The organism is Chitinophaga pinensis DSM 2588 (assembly GCF_000024005.1).
In the GTDB taxonomy this organism is placed as follows: Bacteria; Bacteroidota; Bacteroidia; order Chitinophagales; family Chitinophagaceae; genus Chitinophaga; species Chitinophaga pinensis.
In genome coordinates this window covers 6,656,944-6,679,542 of record NC_013132.1, presented here as the reverse complement: position 1 = coordinate 6,679,542, position 22,599 = coordinate 6,656,944, and the positions used below count along the sequence as shown (strand labels likewise).

Below are 22,599 nucleotides of genomic sequence, written 5' to 3'. Positions count from 1 at the left end.
GAACCACAGACCTAAACTATGAAAAAAATATTTTTGATAGCTGGACTGCTGACATCATTGGGATTGACTGTGCACGCACAGCAGGATGCACAGTATAGCCAGTACATGTTCAATGGCATTTATATTAATCCTGCCTATGCAGGATATAAGGAGCAGTTGAACCTGCATGCTTTTTACCGTAACCAGTGGACTGGGCTGAAAGGCGCGCCGGAGAGTTTCTCTCTGGCCGTGGATGCGGTCGCCAACGACGGTAACGTCGGACTGGCATTGCAGGTCTCCGGTGATAAACTGGGTGCGCAGGATAACCTTTCTGCTTATGTCAGCTATGCTTACCGCATCCGCCTGAACAGGGAAGGTTCTTCCCGGCTGGCACTGGGGCTGAGCGTGGGTATGCTGCAAACGGGTATTGACGGTTCCGTATTGAATCCGAATGATCCGGAGACAGATATGCCGGCGGGTCTTCACCGCCTGACGCCGGACGCCAGAGCGGGGATCTTTTATTCGGATGACCGTTATTATGCCGGTTTCTCGGTAGATAATATCGTTGTACAGGCATTTGATAATAAAGGCAGGTTCCTGTATCTGCCACAGACTAAGCTGCATTACTATCTGACCGCTGGTACGCTGATTCCTTTGAATGAGGATATTCAGCTAAAGCCTTCCTTTCTCCTGAAAGATGACAGAGGCGGTCCTACCAGTCTGGACCTGAACGCCTTCCTGCTCCTGAAAGAGGTGGTATGGATCGGTGGTTCCTATCGGACGGGCCTGAAGGTGTATGATAAAAGCTATCTGCAGAAAAACCTGATGTATCGTAACGCGGCAGTGGCAGCAGTAGAGGTATTCCCTGTACCGAATCTGCGTATCGGATATGCCTACGACTTTTCTGTAGGTCCTTTACAGAACTACAGCGGCGGCACTCATGAGATCTCTGTAGGGTTCACCTTTAACAAACAAAATATCAGGATGGCTACGCCAAGGGTATTCTGATAGCTTAATCATGCTGACGATGAAGACAATACATTACGCGATCGGTCTATGTTTTTTGCTTACTGCTGTTTCTGCAAAGGCGCAGTATATCATTAAGGCGGCTGATAAAGCATACGATAACTATAAGTACGCAGAAGCAACTGACCTTTACGAGAAGGCGTATAATAAAAAGGCGAGTCTGCACGCTGCAGAACGCCTTGCAGACTGTTACCGTTTTAATAATAACTATCCGGAAGCAGAACGCTGGTATGCAGTGGCGACCGGTATGAGTGGCAGTAAGGCGGAGAATACCTACTATTATGCCCGTGCTTTACAGAATAATTCAAAGTATCCTGAAGCGCGTGTACAATACGAGAAGTATGCAGCCGCAGCAGGAACTACGGTTACACCTGAATTACAGCGTACCTGGATCGCTTCCTGCGATTCTGCGATCAGCTGGATGCAGACACCGGATCGTTTGAAGATAGATAACTATAAGGTCCTGAATTCCGGCAAATCGGACTGGAATGCGGTGCCATATATGGGAGGTGTGGTGTTTACGTCCGACCGTTCTGCGGCTGGCGCACATCAGCCTAAAAAGCACCATTTTTTCCTGCGTTTTGATACCAGGGTAAAACCGGATCCTCTGACGAGCAGCTGGACGGGTAATGACTACCTGCATCTTTTCCAGAAACCGGCAATTGGAGATAGTATATCGCTGTTTCCATTACATACCGGTACCGGCTATCATGTTGGTTCCGCCAGTTTTACGAGAGACGGGAAAGAGATGTTCTTTACCCTGACGCGTATTCCCGGCAGGGGAGACCGCGCAAAGGGTAAAGCGACTACTGTCAATGTAGAGATCTACAGCAGCAGGCAGGATGCTTCCGGCAAATGGTCGGCACCTGTGGCTTTTTCCCATAATAACGTAAATACTTATTCTGTAGGTGATCCGTTTATCACACCGGATGGTATGGCGTTATACTTTGCTTCCAATATGCCGGGCGGCGCTGGTGGCACTGACCTGTACATGTGTTACCGCACTGCTACAGGCGAATGGGGCCCTGCACTGAACCTGAAAGCCATCAATACGGCAGGCAATGAACGTAGTCCGGCGATCGTAAGAGGAGATATCCTGTATTTCTCCAGTGATGGCCGTATTGGTATGGGTGGTCTTGATGTTTATCGTGTAAAACTGGATAAGTATGAGGATGGTCAGTTGACCGGTAAGGTCAGGAATATGCGTTATCCGTTGAATTCGCCACAGGATGATTTTGCCTTTGGTTTAACTGATGATGGTCTTGCATATCTGTCTTCCAACAGGAATGGCGGTAGTGGCAGTGATGATATTTATGCGGTAGTGTCCATGCCGGAAGAGGAGATACCTGCGCATATTCCCGACAGACCAATCAAGGATGACACGCTTCGTAAGGTTTCAGGTGATGTAATTGATACGGTAGCAGCCCCTGTCGTAGCTATTCAGACACCAGATCCGGCGCCGGTAGCAACGCCGTCGGCTGATCCTGACAAGTCAGGATTACTGGATATCTATTTTGATTTCAATAAGGCAGCGATCAATCCGGCAGCAGCACAGGTACTGGATGGGCTGGTAAAGACGATACAGGAAAATCCTGATAAATCAGTAGAGCTGAGTGCGCATACAGATTCCCGTGGTAATGACGCCTTTAACCTGGCACTGTCTCAGAAACGTGCAACATCGGTGATGAATTACCTGATATCCAAAGGTGTGGCGAAGAGCAGGATTTCTGCCAAAGGATACGGCGAAACGAAGCTGCTGAACAGGTGTGGCAATGGTGTAAACTGTAGTGAAGATGAGCATAAGCTGAACAGAAGAACGGAGTTTAAACTGGTGAAGAAATAGTCAGTAACGACATCCCATGATGGGGCAAAGCGGAAGGGGTAACCTTTCCGCTTTGTTATTTCCGGCTGTTCCTATTTGCCATAAAAAGCACTTTCATCACCGTAAGACGGACAATCTGTTTTATATTTATTGTCCTATTTTTGTATTCATCAGATAATCAGCTGTGTGCATGAAAAGAATCTGTTCATCTTCCAATGAAACGTTGCTCGGACTCGATACCGGAGAAGACTGCCTGGCGAAGCCGGTACAGTATGCTGAATACACGATCGTATTTGTGGAAGAAGGCGCTGGTATCTTTCATGCAGATTTTGGCGCATTCCCTTTTAAGGGGCCTGTATTGTTGTTCTCTACGCCTTTGCAGATGATCTATATTGAGCAGTCTGCGCCCAGTAAACTGGCCATGTTGCAATTTCATAGTGATTTCTATTGTATAGAATACCACAAGGCACAGGTGGCCTGCAATGGCCTGTTGTTTAATAATATTTATATAGAGCCTTCGGTAAAACTGAATGACCGGGAGGCGCGTATTTTCAAAAACCTGCTGGATGAACTGGCAGAAGAGTTTGACGTCAGCGGTTGTGATGAAATCGTGATGCGGGGCTACCTGCAGCTGTTTCTTGCCAAGTCCAGTAGTATAAAGACGCGGTCTGCCGCCAATTTGCCGGACCCTGAGGAGCGCGATGAACAAATGGAGGCATTCAGGCGCTTACTGGACCAGCACTACCTGACCTTACACAAGCCGGCTGACTATGCGGAACTGCTGGCCATGTCGCCCAACAACTTTACCAAACGTTGTACGAAATACTTTAAAAAGTCGCCTTCTGCTATGATACAGGAACGCCTGATACTGGAGGCAAAGCGGCAACTGCACCTGACCCGGCGCAGTATCAAGGAGATCGCTTATTCGCTGCAATTCAGTGATGAATTCTATTTCAGCCGCTTTTTTAAGAAGTTTACCAAGGTTTCTCCGCAATCCTTCCGGCAGCAAACCGGCATTTCCATCGTAGCTGATCTTCCCCGGTAATACTGTTTTCTTATTGTACCCTTACGCTGACGCCTGGCATATTTGTCCAAGTGACAGACTGTATCGTCCATGTTCTGCCATGGCAGGTCTGTCTACCTTTACATTGTCAATACGCACACTAACAACTAACTTATATAGAAATGAAAAATTCAATCGTCAATTTCGTAGCTAACCTCGATCAGTTTGGTAAAAAGGCCGTCCGTTTTGGTATTGTTGTGGTATTTCTCTGGATCGGAGGTTTGAAATTCTTTACATATGAGGCAGATGGTATCGTTCCCTTTGTAGCCAACAGCCCTTTTATGTCTTTCTTTTATAATCACCCGGATGAATATAAAACACACCAGAATAAAGAAGGAGAACTGATCGCTGCTAACCATGAATGGCACACTGCTAATAATACCTATGGTTTTTCCGCGGGCTTAGGTGTGCTGCTGGTGAGTATGGCAATATTGGTAGCCTTGTATAAGGTAGCCCCGTTTGCCAGTATGATCGGTAGTATCCTGATCTTTATTATGACGCTGGGTACACTTTCTTTCCTGGTGACCACGCCTGAAAGCTGGGTGCCACATCTGACGGATAAGGACTGGGGTTTTCCTTTCCTTTCAGGAAAAGGCCGGCTGGTGATTAAAGACATCGTGATACTGGGTGGTGCGATTATTACTATGAGTGAGTCAGCGAAGCTTTATCTGCAAAGACAAAGAAAACATGCATAAAGGAGCAATCATATAAAAAGCCTTACACTTGTTCAGTGTAAGGCTTTTTATATTGTTTACATATCGTTTTAGATCGCTTCGATAGAGAGTTTTGTGTATTTCTCTTTTCTGTTGTATTCCGCAACGATGACGTGTCCTTCTTTGGCCGGGTAGATGTTCGTACGTATGTTACCATCCTTATGCGGAATGACGCGGACCACCTTCTTTTTCTCCAGGCTGTAAATGCTCGAATTTACCTGGGCATTGACGATCAGGTAAGTGGACCTGGTGTCAGATGAAGATACCGAATATAATGGCGGCATACCGGTAAGCTCATATTGCTTTCTTGTATCACTGAGATCTATATCCGCATCAGCGAAGGGGGTCAGGACCGACAGTTTGCCACTTGGATCCTGTTTGAGCATTACGACACTACCATACTCGGATCTGTGGTAATTATTGGTCCCTGTGATATACGTGTTACCCTGGAAATCCCTGAAGGCAATGACGTTTTTCATAAACGCATTATTATTGGACAGAAAATCATTCTCTACCAGTTCGTCATCGACCTTGTCGGTCCAGTAGCTGAACTGTCGTTTCACGGCCGTTTTTTCATGTCCGTCCACGTTGATAACAAAAATACCTGAGAACAGGTGTTGCACAACGTTCTTGGTGTACAGATAAGCACCGGCTGCCATCGGATCATGAATATAGCCGGCCAGATAGGGCTTACCGGTAGCAGGGTCATTATTGAATGCCATCACCAGCAACGGATTGCGGAACTGGTCCAGCAAAGGGAGCTTCAGGATACCCGCTTTTTTATCTGTATCATAAGAGATAACGGTATGACTACTTACTGCCATGTTGCGTTCTGCCGTAATAAGAAACAGTACATCCCTTCCGGAGGTCAGCATTTTATAATGATCACCGTCTTCAAGAATGTATTTTTCCCAGAGTAATTCTCCCTGTGTCGTTATGACAAGCAGATAGTTATATGCATCATCGCCAAAGAAAAAGGTAAATCCTTTCTGATCCTGATTTTTGAGTTGGACACTATGTTTAAGTCCGCCGTTACCGATCCTGCCGTCACGGATATTTGTCCATGACAGGCGGATATCAGTTTTCAGCTTTTTCTCGAAAGTGTGGGCTATTTTGCCATCCAGACTGATAAACTGTGCGAACAGGGACAGATAGCCTTTTGACAGGGAGTCATTTCTTTCGTTTCTGCTGCCCCAGTCATAACCCAGTACATTGCTTTTCAGGTAAGCCATGCAGAGGGTATCATTTACAAAAGATACCTGTTGCAGGTCCAGTTTTTTCTCCCTGAAATTTACTATTCCCAGATCGTTCAGGTTTTCATCCATGATATTGATCCTGTAACTGAAAGAGTCTTTATTGGCCCGTTCCAGTTCTGAGAAAGCAAGGTAGCCGATAAGGTTCCCATTCTGAAAAATGGGCTTGAATTCCGTAGAGATTCCTTCATTTACTTCCTTGAAGACTTTTGTCTGCGCCTTCAGTAGCAAGGGAGAAAGAGTGAGTATAAAGAGGAAGAATTTTTTCATCATAATAAGATTCAGACCAATTACTTCCTTGTATCTTTCTTCAGGTCGTCTGCATATTCACCATACGGACTGCTGGTATATTTTTCCGTAAAGGATTTAGCGGCTTTTGTTTTGTTGGCGTCATCGCTCTCTTTGTTGAGTGCAATGCTCTGCATCAATGTTTTGAAGCCTTGCTCCTGGGCCTGCATTTTGCTCCAGAAACCGGCGCTTTGCAGTTGCTGGCAGCTTTTACCCAGTTCTTCACGCGGGATCTGTTCCAGCATTGTCTGCAGTTCGTAGAAGTCTTTAGAGATATATTCCTTCTGCGTTACCCCGATAGCGGCAAAGCGATGGAGTTCATTGTCGGCATGGAACAATTCCAGCATGATATTATGGATCATGAAATCGTACCATGGATCGGTATTACCGTTGTCTTTGGCCATCAGTACGCGATAGAGGCAGGGTGCCAGGTTCATGTTACAATACATGTTCCATATCAGCATTTTATTGGCTTTCTCCTTCACGATCGCGGGGATCGGCGTTTGTGGCACCGGCATGGTGGCAGCCACTTTCGTCTTATTATACCTGTCCACACAGTCAGGGTGCGTTTTCAGGGAATCCTGCAAGGTTACGTTTTCCTGGAAGTTATAAGTCCTGGTGGAAAGACCTTTAGAGCGTTTCTTCAGCCATGCGTCCTCTATGTTTACACCATAAGCGGCAAAATAGTTTTTTACCGGTTGTTTCAGCGGCTGGTGATACAACATGTCTGAGGTATCCAGACGGAGGAACACGTTCGGGTCAAAGGCTATATTGGCGTTTTTGAGCAGGACAACGGCGAGGGAGTCTGCGTCTCCTTCATGATAACGTTGGTGACGGCTTCTGTCAAAGGAGTAGTTTTCGAATACCTTTTTCAGGCGTGTCAGTCTGCCATATTTGGAGTCGAGCACTTCATCCATCGACTGTTTATATTCGCTGGAAGTCAGCCATTCCGCACGTTTCTTCATACTGTTTTCTGCGTGCAGGAGGATGTTGTGCGACAGTTCGTGTGCGAGTGTCAGGGCAATTTCCTCCTTTGTTCTGGCAAACTGGATCAGGCCGAGGTTGACAGCGATCACATTATTACCTACTGCATAGGCGTTGATAGACGGACTTCTGTCCAGCACCAGGAAAGGCTGTGCAGGCAGATAGCTTTTATTGCCTTTGCAGATTTCTGTGATAATACTGTATACGTAGGTGTATACGTCTTTGTCATAGATATAGTTATCGGATTTGATAGCGCCGGTGAAAAACTCGGTGCGTCCGTCCCAGATCTCCCTGTATTTCTTCTGTGTTTCCTTGTCTTTGTAATTGGCAGGGCAGGTCCATGCTTTCTGCAGAGAGTCCTTCTGCTTCTGGTAAAAGAGGTGGGAGAGGTCCTGGTAACTATAAAGCTCATTTTGCTGACTTTGGGCTGCCTGACTGGTTACAACGAGCAGTAACAGCAGCAGGGATACATACTTTGGTATAGGTCTCATGCTTGTTTTGTCCTTCTTATTCCGGATAATGATTGCAAGATAATTATTTTAAATATATATCTAAGCTTTTCATTGTAAGGTGACTGTGCTTTTCCCTGCGGGAGATATAAAAACCTGCGATTGGTAGATTATCTTTAGTTTTCCGGCTTCCAAGATCCGGGTTAGAAAATGAGAAAAAACCAACTATTAATCCTTTTCCTGCTCCTGATAGCAGGGAATACCTATTGCCAGCGCCCTGCAGCGTTTCAACCATCTGCATTACAGACTATCAGTACACAACTTCCGCCTGCTTATGTACGTATGTGGACCTATGACACCACTACCCACCAGCAGATGAGCGCTACGTTCAGCGGTGTTGTGGTTACAAAAGAGGGGCATATACTGACGGTCGCCCATACGACGGTACCCGGTAATACTTATATGGTAACTTTTACAGACGGAAGGGCCGCCATCGCAATGGCCCTGGGTAAAATCAATTTTCCGGAAACACCGGAGCTGCCGGATGTGGCGATGATGAAGATCCTTACACCGGGCGACTGGCCTGTTGCGCCGATGGGTTGGTCTTATGATCTGAAGGAAAATGAGCCCTGTTTCAGTATCGCTTATCCGGAGAGTCTGAATCAGCCCCTGCCTATGATGACGGCCGGACATATTACCCGCGTAAAGAATGAGAAAGGCTTTATTGAGTCGACCTGTATGATGGAACCTGGAGATTCCGGGGGACCGCTGTTTGACTACCTTGGACGGGTTATTGGTTTGAGAAGCGCGATAGAACCGGATGAAAAGAAGAACTATGATGTACCAGTTGATCTGTATCGTAAATACTGGGCCGCATTGTTGCAGCCGGTACATTATTTAAAATACCCGGAGATAAGGGATAGTATCAATACAGATCCGTCGGAAGGACTGATCAGCAGTCATGATCAGCTGGAAAGCCTGAGACTGACCATGAAGACGAATAAGCTGAATAAAATGGCCAGTGTACAGGTGGAAAGCGTGGCCGGGAACCAGCAGCGTAGCATCAATGGTCTGCTGATCGATGTAAAGGGACAATCTTTTGTTGTGAGTAAGAACAGCGAGGTGGCACAGGAGCCGCTTGTTTTATATAATGGTAAAAGTATAAAGACCCGGATCATTGCCCGTGACAAGGAAAATGACCTGGTTTTGTTAGGGCTGGATGCACATGTAAAAGGAGGTATTGCATTTCCGGTAAACGGTCCGGTTGCTATTGGCCGCGGTGTATTCCTGTTATCTCCGCAACCGGATACCCTGGCGATTGCCAGTGTATTTGGAAAGGATACATTCAGTCTGCCGAAAATGAGCAGCCTTGGTTTTCTGGGTGCGGCAATCGCTCCTGACAAGCAACCTTTAGTACTGACCTATGTGATGCCGGGATCTCCGGCGGATGCAAAAGGGGCTACTCCCGGCGATGAAATCATCAGTATTAATGGTGTTGCTGTGAATGAGCCGATGGATTATGGCCGGGAATTGTCTGCTTACTGGCCGGGTGATACGGTTATCATAAAGAGACGGCTACATGCGGTAGCAGAGGGGACAGATGGCGTAGCGGGTAAAGTTCACCAGGTGGCTGAAGTGAATGACACGATTGTACTGGCAAAACGTCCGCAGTTGCCGGCAACACATGCTACAGATCTGTTCCGCGGTGGTAAAAGCGAGCGTAGAGATGGTTTTCAATCAGTAATTGCACATGATGCCATACTCCGGCCGGAGCAATGCGGAGGGCCGGTGTTTACGACAGCAGGTGTATTGGCGGGTATCAATATCGCCCGACACTCCAGAACGGTTACATTGGCAGTGCCGGCAGCATTGGTACAGGCGTTTGTGCTGCAAAACATAGGTGTTAAGCATTAAACACCAGGAATCAGGTAGTAAGTGTCGCTTGATAGTACATCTGCGCCGTTACACCTGCGTTAAAAAGGGAAGTGTAAGGTAGAGTAAGTATAGTGAAAGTATAGTCAGACTATTGGTTGCATATGTGGGTATATTTCTTCGATGTATACCCTTATTACGCCGTTATTATGCCGTTACTGCTTCGTTCCGGAACGGACAGGTATTGGGATAATAACGGCTTATCTACGTTCTACATCGAATGAACAATGCCTATCTGGCTAATTATCAGTGATTTAAGGCTGTTTTGAACGAAGAGTGTCTGTAACGTTCTAGGATTCAATCGTTTATAAGGGGAGAGGATGCTCGCGGAGGGGAAATAAGTGTTATGAAACAGGATACCTGGCAGAGGATTTTGTGTGTAGGGCAGATAGGAATCGTATATGAATAACCGGTTCAATGACAATAAATTCTGTTACAAAAGCAGCCGGAATATATTATCTTGTCGCCTGTTAACGCAATTATAGCACATCAAATCCTGTCATTATGCAAGAACAGCAAACCTGTCAACACATCAGAGATATCAAAGAAGTGCAAATAGGCCAGGATGGCGTATGTGAGGAATGTATCAAAAACGGGGGCGACTGGGTGCATCTGCGTACCTGTCAGACCTGTGGTGAGACCCTTTGCTGTGACCAGTCACCTAATAAACATATGACACGTCATCATCATGCTACAGGGCATCCGGTGGTGGCTTCGGCGGAACCTGGTGACCGATGGTTGTGGTGTTATCCTGATAAACTGTTTGTAGAATATTAGCGGGAATGTATACGTAGTTCTACGCATTTTTGGCTGTAACCCTTATCCTGCTACGTAAAATGCCGGATTTGATAGCAGATAATATAAAAAGTGCTTACATTCGTATATATTATATTTTTCTATTGACCATCCATCTTTAATTCTAAACCAATAATTATACGATGAAAAGGATCATTCTTGTGTCTTCTGTTGCCCTCATGGTAGCTCTGGCTGCATGTAAAGGAAAGAACAAAACAGAGAATGCTGATCAACAGGCCCCCAGCTCCGAACAGCAGTCTGAAAGCACTCCAGCTGCCAGCACCCCAGCAAACGAGCCTAAGACGTTCGCAATTACTTTCGCTCCGGATTCCGTATTCCTGGGCAAGAAAAAAGAAGTCTTTGTTCGTTTGAAAAATGCAAAAGGTATCGAGTTAGCTGACCCGGATGGAAAAGTAACTGGTACTGAAATTACCTACGAAATTGAAGTGACCAACAAAAATGCAGTAGGTGGCAATGGTATTTTCTTTAATCCAAATGACTTCCGTCTGCAACTGGATAATGGAAATAACCTGACGCACGACAATTACAACACTGTAAATGTTGACGCGGAGTCTACAAAAACTTCAGAAGAAAACAAATTCAAACTGCCAGCGGGTGCAAAACCCAAAAACCTGAACCTGTTTTATGATGAAACAAGGGTTTCAGTTGGCGTTGAAATGAAATAACCGGATATAATCCGTTTTTTACAGTAAAGAGCTCCGGTAATTGCCGGGGCTTTTTATTTTTCGGCCTGTTCTTCCTCCGTGATTATACAAGATAAACTACTCTTGATGACGGGGATATTTTCTTTTGCCATCTGTTTATCTCCCCATTGCCGTAAATGATCGATAAAAGGTATCAGTTGTTTACTGGAATCTGTCAGTGAATACTCTACACGGGGAGGCATTGACTGAAATACTTCCCGGTGTACCAGTCCGTCTTCTTCCAGTTCACGCAGGGTCTGTGTCAGCATTTTAGTGGTAATATCCTTTATACTGCGCCGCAATTCGCCGTAACGTAATACGCCATACTGATGCAGGTACCAGAGGATCCGCCCTTTGTACTTACCACCAATTCTCCTGAATGCGAAATCGACTGCACAGATAGTGCCCTCTATATTTTTCTTTGCCATGCGACCACTTTTTTGCTATTGATAATCAATGTTAGTAACTTTTAAGTATCCTGGATACTTAAAAGTACTTACTTGACTCAAAGATACAACCCCCATACTTTTGACCTAAATATTTGAAGATGGAAAGAAGAACCCTCATAAAGAGAATAGCTATTCTTGGCCTTGGCGCTACATTACCTGTACACAAGCTGCTGGCCCGTTCCCTCAAAACAGCAAGCGAGCGACCTTATCACCGTTTTCAGCTGGGCGATCTGGAAATGACAGTTGTTACTGACGGGCATATTGTCATGAGCCCTGTGCAGGACCATTTTGCACAGGACGTACCTGCGGCAGAAGTAACAAAACTGTTAGAAGGCAGCTTTCGTTCTACGAAGGCCGTCGATCTGGGTATGAATATGCTGCTGATCAAGAAAGACAAAGAAGTGATACTGATAGATACCGGTGCTGGCTTCGGATTCGGCCCTGATTGCGGTTGGCTGCCACAGTCATTAAAAGACGCGGGTATGGATGTGAATGCAGTAACACAGATTGTGATTACACATGCGCATCCGGATCATATCGGCGGACTGTTCAGCCAGGACGGGCAACTTGTCTTCCCGCAGGCACAGGTGTATATGTCAGAGACGGAGCATCGTTTCTGGATGTCAGATTATCCGGATTTCTCTAAAAGTAAATTTGGAAATAAAGCCTTGCTGGCAAAAATACTGGTCGCTACCAAGCAGACCTTAACTGCCCTGAAAGACCGCCTTCATTTCTTTGGTTACGAGGAAACTTTATTTGGTTGTGTGCGTTTGCAGGCAGCGCCGGGTCATACACCAGGACACACATTGGTACGGGTATTCTCCGGCAATGAGGAGATCGTACATATCGCTGATCTGATACATTCAGATGTATTGTTATTCCCCCATCCGGAGTGGGGCTTTGATGGCGATACTGATTTTACACTGGCAGCAGCTACGCGTAGAAAGGTGCTGGAATCCCTGACGAAAGACCGGACGAAGGTATTTTCTTATCACCTGCCATGGCCCGGTATCGGACATGTGAAAAAGAAAGACGAAGGCTTTACATGGATTGCCGAAACGTATGCATTCCCTGATTGATGTGGTGTTACACAAGCAGCACTTCGTGCGCTGCTTGTGTAGCTATATAATTATCGGATAGCAATATCTTCCAATGCTTTTTCCAGTTCGGCGGAGCTGAATGTTCTCAATTTTCTTTGTGCGGAGAGTGCATCCGGCGTACCTTTTAGCCATAGTTTGAGTTTGACGCCATTCATGCTCATGATCATATCTGTATTGACCGGGTTGAAGGCCCAGATGGTATAGTTTGCATAACCCCCGAAATTCTCTACACGGTACCCGTTGTTATCATATATGGACAGAGATCCGCTTTCACCTGTAATGATATAGTTCCCGTTTTCAGACAGTACGACACGTCTGGCATAAGGAATATTACCGGGTAATTTTCTGCTGCTCTTCGGCAGACTGAATGCATATAATATTGGCGGATTAGTCAGCTGTGGCCTGATAAAGTTTTTACTGATCTGTTGTTGCTGTACCTGTTGCTGTTGTTGCATCTGTTGCTGTTCGGCCGGTTCCGCCATAAAGAGCAGGGTACGCAGATTATCCGCGATGCTGACAATAGAGACCCTGGAATAGTCTTTTTCCAGTGGTACAAAGTATCTTTCCGTCAGGACTTTATTGCCTGCACTTCTCGCCAGCAGCAGTCTTTTTCCGGACACTGCGATGAAGCCGTTACCTCCTTTGGCCAGGAAACTGTTTGGTTCCTGGTAAGTGCGTATCAGTCTGCCGTTAGTCAGGTCATACGCTTCAATAACGTCATTCTTTCTGATGTATAATAAGGAATCATTGGAGCTGACTTCTGTATCATCGCCATTATTCCCCGAAGGGATCACTACTGCTGTTGTAGCGTTAACATTTTTCCGGATCTGTACTTCTGCCGGCGTGACGACAATGATCCTGCCTCTGGCGGTATACATGGCTTTTACTACATTTTCCATTCTTTCAGAAGTGGCTCTCAGTCCGCCGTTGGCGTTGTAACTAAAGATATTGTTGCGGGTAGCGATCAATGCACTATTGTCCACCGGACTGAATTGTGCAGAGAGAATCTTTCCATTGATGACGATGCTGGTATCTTTATGATTGGATAGATCCAGTAGCCTGAATTTATTATCTCCCTGTATCGCGAGCACTGTTTTTCCATTATCAGCAAAGAAGGCGGAAGAGACATTATCAACAATAAAAGATTCGTAGAAGGTATTGCGGTTGTTCAGGGTATCGTGAATATAGTTTTTGATCTTCTGGTTACCGCTGTCGTATTTCAAAGATTCAAGCGCCAGCTGATAAGCCATAGCAGGATCTGAATGCATGAGGGAGCGGGATTTCGTGAGATAGGCCGCTGTCAGTTTTGCATGTTCAACTTCCCTGGTTTTATTCTGGATGATGACGAGCTGTGTTTTCAGCGAGTCTGAATAAGTACGTAATGAGTCTGCCTTCGCCTGTAACGACAGGGAATATCTTTTTACTTCTTCCTGTGATGATATCAGTGCATTCTGTTTGATCAGCAGTTCCTTCTTTTGTTTTTCAACAATGGTACGCGCTTTCTTTTCTTTGCTGGCAGCGGAATCCGCTTTTTGTCTGGCGATATTGGCTTCTACTGCGCTTTGTCTGGCTTTTTCTGCGATGACGTTCAGCGACTGGTTGAGTTTTGTGAGATCATCGGCGGAGCTTTGCAAACGGTGGTTCAGTTCTTTTATCTGCAATACAGATTTCTCTGATTTATTCCACTGACTATAGACGTAACTGGCGGCTATCAGCAGGGAAATGAGTCCCAGTGCCAGCAGGATGGTTCTTTGTTTTTGCAGCCGGGTCTTTGCTTTTTCTCCTTTGAGTTTTTCCAGGAGAACGGCTTCTTTTTCACTGTTGAGTTTAGCGATGGCTTCCTGTTTGCTCAGCTTTTCTTCCAGCAGTTCTTTCTCTCTTTTTTCCTTTTCCGTACTCAGTTTGGCGACTGCTTCCTGGCGACTGATTTTTTCTTCCACCAGTTCCTGTTCGCGTCTTTTCTTTCTGTCTTCCAGTTCGTTTCTGCGCTGCAGACTTTTCTTCACGAAATTGGTTTCCTGTCTGTTTAACCAGTTGTCGGGCGACTTCATGATATTCAGCAGGGTATTCAATTTCGGGTCGTCATGCCATAGCTTTTTGGGGTTGAGTCTGAACTGTTTGACGGCATCAGAGAGGTCCTGTTGCAGGTAGAGCAGGTCTTTCCCATATTGTTTGATCCAGTCGCCGATCAGGTTCCAGGAGCGGATCAGGGAATCGTGGGCTGGTTCGTAGTAGATCTGGCCGTTTTCGTCCGGACCGGATACGATCAGGCGGCTGTTGACCAGTTCGTTGAGTACTTTCTGTACACGTTCGTTTTCTACCGGACTTTCATATACCAGGTCTTCCGCCAGTATTCTCTTGGAGGCTTTCTCATTGATACTGAGGGAGAGCATACGAAGCATGACGTTTTTGATCGTATGCTGGGTTTCCGGATCAGAATAGCTGTATAGTTTGGAGGCCCGGAGCCGTAATCCGTCTACAACACCGCCGATGGCATTGTAATGGTCTTCTGTGAGGAAGCCGTCATTGACGCCGCTTTTTTCATACTCGATATACATCTGTTCCAATGCATAGGAGAGCAGGGGAAGTGTGCCGTTGGACTGCATCACATCGCGTACGATATTGTCAACGAGATAGGTCGGTTTGTATTCCAGTCCGGCGAGATAAGCCGGTTCGGTAATGATCTCTCTGACGGCGCTTTCCATCAGGTCGGGAATTGTCTTTTTAGCCTCCCGCCAGCCGCCGAGGGCTCTTTCGAATTCATATTCATAATCAGCGCGGACGCTGAGGATGATTTTCAGTTGCCGGAGGGCGGGATCTGCGTTGTTCTGGACATCATTGAGCAGGCGGATGAACTCTTCGCTTTCCTGTGTACTGGCTTGTGTGCTGAGTTCTTCGAACTGGTCGATGTATATGAGCGATCTGCCCCCGTTGAGGTCTGTCAGCCGTCGTTGTATTTCCCGTCCAAAGACCATGGGATGAGTGCCGGGTTCACCATGGATGACGGTGTAACCTTCTGTTTTCAGAGCGGGAATAATACCGGCCTTGATGATGGAGGACTTACCTGAGCCGGAGGGGCCGACGATGACGAGCAGGCGTTTGTCTTCGAAGAAGGTGAGCAGTTCGCGGAGAATAAGACTGCGGCCGAAGAAGATCGTGGCGTCTTTTTCTTCGTAGGCGGGGAGTCCTTTGAAGGGATTCCCCTTTACGCTGGGGTGGATATTCCGGCCCCTGGAAGCGGCGGTTTTCTTCAGTATGATCAGGGGGACGAGGCTATCGTGTGTCAGGTTGTAGACTTCATTGTCAGTTTCCCGGCCACATTTCACCAGTTTGCTTTTACTCAGTTCGTTGAGCCACATGCGGGCGGTCTGCTGGTCGATATCCTGCAATTCTGCGAGGCGCAGGGGCTGTTTGGTCTGGGAGCGGGACACAAAGTGCTGTAGCAGGAACCACACACCACCTGTTTTTCCTTTGGATACCCGTTCAACGACGGCGTTCAGGTAGCGCGTGAGGACATTTCTGCCATCCCCGATTTCCCGGAGGATGTTATGAGTGAAGGCGATATCTGCGTCGGGCGGTGCTTTTTCGGCGGCTTTTTCCCATGCCCAGAAGAGGTAAACCTGGAGATTGGCCAGGTCTACACGACTGTCGATGGAGCAGTCGGTCGCTATTTTAGCCGCACAGGACCGGTGATCGGCATCGGGCGTCTGAATATTGTATTTATCCAGGAGTTTGGAGACGGCTTCTGTCGCCTCCGGAATACTCATGGGTTCTATTTTGACGGAGGCTTTAAAGACGGGCAGGCCGGCATCCTGTAATATTTTGAGATGGCCGTGGTATTCTTCCCGTACGACCAGGATGATCTTACACTGTATGTCACTGCTCAGAATCTCCTTTATAGTGCCTATGAATGCCTGAATTTCGCCGTTTGAGCCGAAGATGAACAATTCCTCCAATTGATCAAAAACGAGGAATATGGGCTTAAAATGCTTCAGATAGACCCGGCGGATGATTTCAGGTACCGGAGAGGGGGGCGCAGACGGGCTATCTCCGGCTTCCTGGGAGAGTGTTCCTGTCAGGCTTTTATTGAGGTCTTCTTTCCGGGTGATCCAGACGGCGTGCCAGTCGGTGCGTCTGAACTTATTGGCTAATCCGCATTGAATAAGGCTGGTTTTACCGACCCCTGACATGCCATATACCAATATGAGGTTGGCGGCAAAAGAGAGGTTGTACAGGTGTTCTATTTCTGCGGACCGGCCACCCCAGATATCCTTGTCTTCCTTTGTGTAGGATTCCAGCAGTTTGAAGGGATTTTCCATCAGTTTCATCATGGCTGGCTATTTATGGGCGTGGCATTTTGTATAGTGACCGGCGTGGCGGCAATCTTGGACCGGTAGTAGGCGAATTCGGCATGTAATTGCAACAGGCGGTTGGTGATCCTGTTCTTTTCCCGGTCTGTTTTAATGGCCATATCCTCGATAAAGCGCAGGGTGGTTTTGGTAATGGTGGCGGCGCCCAGTTCTATATCCTGTGTTTCCGGCTGGATGTGGATCAGTCTTTCGTTGTTGGTCAGGCTTTTATAGACGATGCCATTCCCTTCGGTGTAGTTGTAGAAATAGAGGTCTACCCCGTCAAACTCACACTGTACGTTTTTGTCGATCAGGAAAGGGGACAGGGAAAGGTATTCGAACATCCGGTAGATTTCTTTGACGAGGATCACGGAATAGGATTCCGCATATTCCGGGAGGGATTGCAGCTCCATTACTTCCATCCTGTCGGAGATGCGTTGTTCCAGCAGCATGTATTTATGGAAGTAGGTCTTTGCGAGTACATTCCTTTTGCGGATGGCTTCTACGTTTTTAATAACGACCATCTTGTATTGCAGGATAAAGAACAGTTCTTTCAGGAGATTGATCAATCCCAGTTCTATTTCCCTGCAGTGATGAATATAGGCGGCGGTTGTATTGAGCGTAGGGAGTTTGGCTTTGATGCCTTTGATCACCATGTGAGAATTAAAGAAGTTATTCTCATAGGTGTTAATGCTTTCAAAGTGCAGGTATTCTTTGACGAAGGGAGCGATATCCGGCTCATCTTTCAGGTTTTCTTTTAATACCTGGCTGATGACCTCAATAAAGGAGGTGTAGTCAAAGTCCTGTTCGTTGTCTTTGGTCTGGCGGAAGTAATTTAAGATGATCTCCTTCTGGATCGGATTAAATGCGAGTATTTTCCCGATCTTCTCTTTCATGCCGTATACTTCCAGCAGGTCGGAGAGGATGGTGGCGGCGGCAAGTTTTACCAATATCTCATAGAAGTTGATCTGCAGGTCAAGAAACTCGGCGTAATCTTCTTCTGTGAGGAGGTTTTCTTTACTGAAAGAGTACATCCGCTGCAGGAGTTTACCCAGTGGCAGCGGGAAGGTATTGATCAGTTTATCGGCGATGTCGCTCAGGCTTTGCGGATCCTGTATATAGGCGGCGTAGAGGTCATTGATCTCTTTTAGCTGACTATTGCGGCGATTGAATTTATCGTTGATGTTTTCGACTTCAATGAGCACTTCTTTTGCGGAGAGGTCTGACTTGTCGTAGAGGGTGGCAATGAGTGCGTCCCTTTCTTTAGCCAGATTGGCGTAGAGGCGGCTGGCATTGGCAGCGAGGGCGCGGATCAGTTCATCATTGGGTGCATATTTCTCCTTGTCGTCATATTTTTCGTTGAGGTACTGGGTGATGGACCAGTCATCCGTCAGCGATTCTTTGTAATAGATGCCCCAGGGGAATTCCTGAGGACTTGTTTCGTCATCAGGATCATCGTCCATGACGGCGGCGCGTTTAGTCCCGATATAACGATTCGGCCCTTTGGGGAACAGTGCAAAGTGTTCGCCGGAAAGGACGAAGGTCTTGGCAAAGTCGAAGGCTTTTCCGATAGGCCATGACTTTGTCAGGGCGGTGTAAAAGTAGATAGAGAAGTCGCTGGCTACTTTATCGTACACGGGACGTTGGGTACCGATGACGATGGGGACACCTTTCTGAGGATTAGCCGGATCGGGCGTATGCAGTACGTCTATGATCTCTCTGGAAGCACAGGCGTTGAGGAATACGAGTTTGAGATTAGGGGCGAAAGCCATGAGTGCTGCGAGACCTTCTTTTCTGAAGGCGCCGTCTTTTGTGAAGAAGAGGGCGAGGCTGTTGCCGTGTCCTGAAAAGTGCATTATCTCGATATCGGGGCCGTGGTCAGCGAAGTAACGGAAAAGGTCATCTTTAGTCGCACTTATGAGGATATCCGGATTTAAGTGCTTTTTGATGTTTCCGAAGTACGTGTTGATCTCTTTTATCTCCTGTTCGACATAATGTAGCGGTTCTTCTTTCATGTCGTTGGCATACGCCAATAGCGCTATTCTTGACATTTCTCAGTAATGTTTTAACCAGGTTGGAAGGATATATTGGGGTTGCCGGGGTACTTTGAAACTTTGCTATTATTTATAATATACCAGTATTAAGTTAAGGAATTTAATCGCAATTGAAAAATATAATGAGTTACAGCCAACTGTGCTTTGATTCCCATTAAATTATTTCTATATTGGCTGCTAACGAAGCCCGTTACGGAAAACCAGTATAAATAATATCATAATAGGAGAATATTATGGCAATAAGGGGGTCTATTCCACAGTTACAGGCGTTGCAATCTTACACCAGGCAAATAATTCGTAATCTATTAAAGTAACAAGATGTTAAAAAGAATTGCATCTATTTTAGTCTTTTCTCTGGGAGTGAGTGGCGCTCATGCACAAAGCAACTACTCCATCATCCCGAAACCTGTTTCTGTACAGGCTGCGACCGGACATTTTGCATTAGGTAAACAGACCGTACTGGTGGCAGCAAGCGATGCCGCAAGAAAGAATGCGGATCTGTTCAATGAATTTCTCTGGAACCGTTATGGTATCAAACTGACCATCGCCCGTGAGGCCAGCGGGAAGGCGATCGTACTGGACGACCAGGCAGATGCCGGCGCGCAGGAGGCTTATAGTCTGACTGTGACACCTGAGAAAATCACCATCAAGGGTGGCAGCGCAGGTTGTTTTTATGGGCTGCAATCGGTATTGCAGCTGATCGAAACACAAGACGGCGGACTCAGTGTACCGGCAGTTACTGTTAGTGACAAACCGGAATTTGGTTACCGTGGTGTGATGATCGACGTAGCAAGACATTTCTTCTCCCTGGATGAAATGAAGAAGATCGTGGATCTCCTGGCTTATTTTAAATTCAACAGACTGCATTGGCACCTGACCGATGACCAGGGCTGGAGACTGGAGATCAAAAAGTACCCGAAACTGACCCAGGTATCCGCCTGGCGTGATTCCAGTATTCTGAGACAGTATGGCGATTATAAACCATTCGTGTATGACGGCGTGAAACACGGCGGTTATTATTCACAGGAAGAGGCGCGTGAGCTGGTGAAATATGCTGCTGACCGTAAGATCACGATTCTGCCGGAGATCGAATTGCCAGGCCACAGTACTGCGGTATTGGCTGCTTATCCGCAGTTTGGTTGTAAAGATACCCTGTATCATGTGCCAGGTTACTGGGGCGTACATTATGCGATCTATTGTCCGAAGGAAGAGACTTTTAAATTCCTGGAGGATGTGCTGACTGAAGTCATGGCGATCTTCCCGGGTGAGTACATCCATGTAGGTGGCGACGAAGTACCGAAGGAGCACTGGCAGGAGTCTAAATTTGCACAGACCCTGATTGCGAAACAGAAGCTGAAAGACGAGCATGAGTTACAGAGCTATTTTATTTCCCGTATCGAGAAGTTCCTGAATAAGAATGGCAGACGCCTGGTAGGATGGGACGAGATCCTGGAAGGTGGATTAGCGCCTAATGCGACTGTCATGAGCTGGAGAGGGGAGAAAGGCGGTATCGCAGCTGCGAGAATGGGCCATGATGTGATTATGACGCCTAACAGCCACTTGTATATCGACCATTATCAGTCTAAAGATAAACAGAATGAGCCGACGGCTATTGGCGGTTTCCTGCCGTTAGAGAGAGTGTACAGCTACAATCCACGTCCTGATTCGCTGACGCCCGATCAGCAGCAGCATGTACTGGGTGTACAGGCAAACCTCTGGACAGAGTATATCGGTACCAATAATAAACTGGAATATATGCTGTTCCCGCGTATGCTGGCATTGTCAGAGGTGGCATGGTCAGCGAAGGGGCAGCGGAATTATGAGGACTTCTCTACTGCGCGTCTGCCTTTACGTTTGCAGGAGCTGGAGCAGATGAAGGTGTACTATCGTATTCCGGAGGCAAAGGTGACTTTTGGCGCAGATGCAGCTGGCAGGAGAACTGCGGAGATTATTCCTTTTGTAGCGAACAGCAACGTGTATTATACTGTTGACGGGCATAAGGCAGATCAGACTGCTAACCTGTACAACGGGGCGATATTGCTGCCGGTGAAAGGGAAAAGTGAGAAGCCGATGGTGTTGAATTATATTATTGTAACACCAGGAGGTAGAGTGAGTAATATGTTTACGGTGCCGCTGGAGGGGAATTAGCAGTTATAGTAAAGTTTGTATAGAGGGCCGGTCGCTTATAGCAGACCGGCCTTTTTGTTTAGTAGTATACAGGACGTTGTGTGGTCGGATACGAGCCGTATACAGGGCGTATCGGAGGAGGTGAGCTGGACTTGACGGGCAGGCGTTGATCCTGAGAGCAGAGGTATGTGCAGGTAATGGGAGGGTATGCAGCATGATATGATGCTGACAGGGAATGAGGCTGTATTTTCTGCAGGAAGGGGGAATCAATCACCGTTATACAATTGCCAGGCTATAGGCGCTTATTCTCTTTGAACAGTGTGCAGCCGGGTGTATGGTTGTGTGGGGTTGTTATTAAAAAGAGGTCTGAATAGTGATATGATATATCAATCCGGTACTAAAAGAAGGGAGCACTTTTATGAAAAAGGACAGCTTATAAAGAAGCGGTTTTATAACAAAAAAGACAACGTATCCGCCGCTAAAAAACCGCTGCGTACTTGTACGCAATTTCTACGCAGGGGTATTTAAAAGTTTTTTATTTCGGGAATAATACCTAGTTTTACATTCTCTATGGTAATCGTGTGTTATGCGTTTGAAGAACTCCAGAACATAAATAATTAGAAGACAATTTTTTTAATTACCCCGAAAAGAAAAATCATAACAAAAAAGAAGAACTTGTAACTCTTGATGCGCTGCAGTCACCGCAACATGTGCATTATGGTCATCATTACACCCCAAAAAGAAATCCGTAATTCAGAATGCTGCATGTGCTGTACAGGAAGACTGGTACACCATTTTCCTCATCAACCGTATCCATAAAGAATACATCATATCGAGTATGCAGCCGCTGGCAATAGCCACTGGCCTGATCTCCGTGTCTTGATTAAAATCATAACCATGATCTTCACTGCTTTTAAGTTATTAAAAGACCAGTTAGATAGTTATATCCAGTCCTTTAACCCTATGGGAAACGACCCCGAAAGCCATGTAGTGCTGGACAATGTAGCTACGCTGGAAACACCTGACAGACCCCCGGGCGCAGAAGAACGAATCATTCTGAGTATGGTGAATATAGAAGAGGAAGCCACCCTGAAAAACAGTTCGCATTTCTATAGAAATGCGCAGGGCATTGCTTATCATAATCCTCCCATTTATCTCAACCTGTACATGTTGGTGTCGGCACATTATAAAAACTATGAAGATGCGCTGTCACGACTTTCTCAGGCTATTCAGTTCTTCCAGGGTAAAAGTAGTTTTACACTGAAGAACTCTCCCAACGAAGTCCTGATCAATAGCGGTCAGGCGCTGGATGACCTGCAGTTACACCTTGAACTGTTTTCCCTCTCATTTGAACAATTGAATCATCTATGGGGTGCATTGGGTGGTAAACAAATGCCCAGTGTATTGTACAAAGTAAGACTTGTGAAGATCACAGAGAACAGGATAACAGGACTTGGAACTATTGTGGAGCAAATCCAGTCCAAAGACAGTATTGCTTTCCCCAAATCATAA

At 46.5% G+C, this 22,599-nt stretch carries 15 protein-coding genes; 10 read left to right on the top strand and 5 right to left on the bottom strand.

Features of this window, described 5'->3' with window-relative positions; translation table 11 throughout:
* Positions 1-18 precede the first annotated feature (18 nt).
* The 4 genes from CPIN_RS26125 (at position 19) to CPIN_RS26110 (ending at position 4,585) form a co-directional block, all read left to right on the top strand.
* The gene (locus CPIN_RS26125) at positions 19-987 is read left to right on the top strand and encodes a PorP/SprF family type IX secretion system membrane protein (protein WP_012792872.1); all 969 of its coding nucleotides are present in this window, start codon (positions 19-21) and stop codon (positions 985-987) included.
* A 19-nt stretch (positions 988-1,006) separates the two neighbouring features.
* A complete protein-coding gene (locus CPIN_RS26120; protein WP_012792871.1) occupies positions 1,007-2,848 on the top strand; it encodes an OmpA family protein in 1,842 nt (613 codons plus the stop codon).
* A 169-nt stretch (positions 2,849-3,017) separates the two neighbouring features.
* On the top strand, positions 3,018-3,872 hold the full coding sequence (locus CPIN_RS26115; RefSeq protein ID WP_012792870.1) for a helix-turn-helix domain-containing protein: 855 nt from the start codon (positions 3,018-3,020) through the stop codon (positions 3,870-3,872).
* Positions 3,873-4,012: 140 nt separating this feature from the next.
* A complete protein-coding gene (locus CPIN_RS26110; RefSeq protein WP_012792869.1) occupies positions 4,013-4,585 on the top strand; it encodes a DUF417 family protein in 573 nt (190 codons plus the stop codon).
* A 68-nt stretch (positions 4,586-4,653) separates the two neighbouring features.
* On the opposite strand, the gene CPIN_RS26105 is transcribed toward CPIN_RS26110, so the two are convergent.
* Complete coding sequence (locus tag CPIN_RS26105) at positions 4,654-6,129, bottom strand: DUF6770 family protein (protein WP_012792868.1); 1,476 nt, start codon at positions 6,127-6,129, stop codon at positions 4,654-4,656.
* A 17-nt stretch (positions 6,130-6,146) separates the two neighbouring features.
* Entirely contained in the window at positions 6,147-7,619 is a 1,473-nt protein-coding gene (locus CPIN_RS26100; RefSeq protein ID WP_012792867.1) for a M48 family metalloprotease, read from the bottom strand.
* Between the two features lie 168 nt (positions 7,620-7,787).
* On the opposite strand from CPIN_RS26100, the gene CPIN_RS26095 reads away from it, so the two are divergent.
* The 3 genes from CPIN_RS26095 to CPIN_RS26085 all read left to right on the top strand — a co-directional run bounded on the left by CPIN_RS26095 (position 7,788) and on the right by CPIN_RS26085 (position 10,990).
* Complete coding sequence (locus tag CPIN_RS26095; protein WP_012792866.1) at positions 7,788-9,491, top strand: trypsin-like peptidase domain-containing protein; 1,704 nt, start codon at positions 7,788-7,790, stop codon at positions 9,489-9,491.
* Positions 9,492-10,013: 522 nt separating this feature from the next.
* Positions 10,014-10,286 carry a UBP-type zinc finger domain-containing protein gene (locus CPIN_RS26090; protein WP_012792865.1) on the top strand — a complete coding sequence of 91 codons (273 nt, stop codon included), beginning with the start codon at positions 10,014-10,016 and terminating at the stop codon, positions 10,284-10,286.
* 161 nt (positions 10,287-10,447) lie between these two features.
* Positions 10,448-10,990, top strand: a complete 543-nt coding sequence (locus tag CPIN_RS26085) for a hypothetical protein (protein WP_012792864.1) — start codon at positions 10,448-10,450, stop codon at positions 10,988-10,990.
* 53 nt (positions 10,991-11,043) lie between these two features.
* Here CPIN_RS26085 and CPIN_RS26080 read toward each other — a convergent pair whose 3' ends face one another.
* The gene (locus CPIN_RS26080) at positions 11,044-11,436 is read right to left on the bottom strand and encodes a winged helix-turn-helix transcriptional regulator (protein ID WP_012792863.1); all 393 of its coding nucleotides are present in this window, start codon (positions 11,434-11,436) and stop codon (positions 11,044-11,046) included.
* Positions 11,437-11,555: 119 nt separating this feature from the next.
* On the opposite strand from CPIN_RS26080, the gene CPIN_RS26075 reads away from it, so the two are divergent.
* Positions 11,556-12,536 carry an MBL fold metallo-hydrolase gene (locus tag CPIN_RS26075; RefSeq protein ID WP_012792862.1) on the top strand — a complete coding sequence of 327 codons (981 nt, stop codon included), beginning with the start codon at positions 11,556-11,558 and terminating at the stop codon, positions 12,534-12,536.
* Positions 12,537-12,586: 50 nt separating this feature from the next.
* On the opposite strand, the gene CPIN_RS26070 is transcribed toward CPIN_RS26075, so the two are convergent.
* The gene (locus CPIN_RS26070) at positions 12,587-16,888 is read right to left on the bottom strand and encodes an nSTAND1 domain-containing NTPase (protein ID WP_044219743.1); all 4,302 of its coding nucleotides are present in this window, start codon (positions 16,886-16,888) and stop codon (positions 12,587-12,589) included.
* Positions 16,885-18,957: a CHAT domain-containing protein gene (locus CPIN_RS26065; protein ID WP_012792860.1), complete on the bottom strand. Its 2,073-nt coding sequence runs from the start codon at positions 18,955-18,957 to the stop codon at positions 16,885-16,887. Before CPIN_RS26065 ends, CPIN_RS26070 begins: the two co-directional genes overlap by 4 nt.
* 321 nt (positions 18,958-19,278) lie before the next feature.
* Here CPIN_RS26065 and CPIN_RS26060 point away from each other — a divergent pair, with 321 nt between their 5' ends.
* Complete coding sequence (locus CPIN_RS26060; protein WP_012792859.1) at positions 19,279-21,108, top strand: beta-N-acetylhexosaminidase; 1,830 nt, start codon at positions 19,279-19,281, stop codon at positions 21,106-21,108.
* An 876-nt stretch (positions 21,109-21,984) separates the two neighbouring features.
* Entirely contained in the window at positions 21,985-22,599 is a 615-nt protein-coding gene (locus tag CPIN_RS26050; protein WP_012792858.1) for a contractile injection system cap protein, read from the top strand.

Excerpts from the sequence above, each read along its gene's own strand:
- CPIN_RS26110 (WP_012792869.1), top strand. The coding sequence starts at position 4,013 with ATGAAAAATTCAATCGTCAATTTCGTAGCTAACCTCGATCAGTTTGGT.
- CPIN_RS26075 (WP_012792862.1), top strand. The coding sequence starts at position 11,556 with ATGGAAAGAAGAACCCTCATAAAGAGAATAGCTATTCTTGGCCTTGGC.
- CPIN_RS26080 (WP_012792863.1), bottom strand. The coding sequence starts at position 11,436 with ATGGCAAAGAAAAATATAGAGGGCACTATCTGTGCAGTCGATTTCGCA.
- CPIN_RS26090 (WP_012792865.1), top strand. The coding sequence starts at position 10,014 with ATGCAAGAACAGCAAACCTGTCAACACATCAGAGATATCAAAGAAGTG.
- CPIN_RS26070 (WP_044219743.1), bottom strand. The coding sequence starts at position 16,888 with ATGATGAAACTGATGGAAAATCCCTTCAAACTGCTGGAATCCTACACA.
- CPIN_RS26125 (WP_012792872.1), top strand. The coding sequence starts at position 19 with ATGAAAAAAATATTTTTGATAGCTGGACTGCTGACATCATTGGGATTG.
- CPIN_RS26120 (WP_012792871.1), top strand. The coding sequence starts at position 1,007 with ATGAAGACAATACATTACGCGATCGGTCTATGTTTTTTGCTTACTGCT.
- CPIN_RS26085 (WP_012792864.1), top strand. The coding sequence starts at position 10,448 with ATGAAAAGGATCATTCTTGTGTCTTCTGTTGCCCTCATGGTAGCTCTG.
- CPIN_RS26060 (WP_012792859.1), top strand. The coding sequence starts at position 19,279 with ATGTTAAAAAGAATTGCATCTATTTTAGTCTTTTCTCTGGGAGTGAGT.
- CPIN_RS26105 (WP_012792868.1), bottom strand. The coding sequence starts at position 6,129 with ATGATGAAAAAATTCTTCCTCTTTATACTCACTCTTTCTCCCTTGCTA.
- CPIN_RS26065 (WP_012792860.1), bottom strand. The coding sequence starts at position 18,957 with ATGTCAAGAATAGCGCTATTGGCGTATGCCAACGACATGAAAGAAGAA.
- CPIN_RS26095 (WP_012792866.1), top strand. The coding sequence starts at position 7,788 with ATGAGAAAAAACCAACTATTAATCCTTTTCCTGCTCCTGATAGCAGGG.
- CPIN_RS26100 (WP_012792867.1), bottom strand. The coding sequence starts at position 7,619 with ATGAGACCTATACCAAAGTATGTATCCCTGCTGCTGTTACTGCTCGTT.
- CPIN_RS26115 (WP_012792870.1), top strand. The coding sequence starts at position 3,018 with ATGAAAAGAATCTGTTCATCTTCCAATGAAACGTTGCTCGGACTCGAT.
- CPIN_RS26050 (WP_012792858.1), top strand. The coding sequence starts at position 21,985 with ATGATCTTCACTGCTTTTAAGTTATTAAAAGACCAGTTAGATAGTTAT.